This window comes from uncultured Endozoicomonas sp. (genome assembly GCF_947495845.1).
Lineage (GTDB): Bacteria > Pseudomonadota > Gammaproteobacteria > Pseudomonadales > Endozoicomonadaceae > Endozoicomonas.
This window is the reverse complement of sequence record NZ_CANMAO010000109.1, coordinates 1-405: the sequence shown is the minus strand read 5'-3', so window position 1 is coordinate 405 and position 405 is coordinate 1. Positions and strand designations below refer to the sequence as shown.

Below are 405 nucleotides of genomic sequence, written 5' to 3'. Positions count from 1 at the left end.
CACCACCGGTGCCAATGAGCATGACCTAAATCAGGCAGGCGAACTGCTTCATGGGGATGAGGACTTTATATTCAGTGATGCCGGTTACCGGGGAGCAGAACAACGTCCAGAGTTGAAGGGTGTCTCTGGTGAGTGGTTTATCGCTGAGAATCCATCGAAGCTCAAAGCGCTGAAAAAGCATCCTCGAAAAAATAAAGAAGCGCTCAAACTCGAACATGAGAAAGCCAGTATCAGGGCTTTTGTGGAGCATCCTTTTCGGATCATTAAATGTCAGTTTGGTTTTGTAAAAGCCATCTACAAGGGGCTCAAGAAAAACGACAACAAACTGGCGACATTGTTTGCCCTGGCGAACATCGTCAGGCTGGATCAAATGATCCGGGCACAGGGCTAATCCGCCCGAAAACA

1 protein-coding gene is annotated in these 405 nt (G+C 48.1%); it reads left to right on the top strand.

The window, feature by feature from the left end; all coding sequences use genetic code 11:
- On the top strand, nt 1–391 hold a 391-nt coding region (locus Q1B11_RS20315; protein ID WP_299735845.1), incomplete at its 5' end, for a transposase.
- Nucleotides 392–405: the final 14 nt, after the last annotated feature.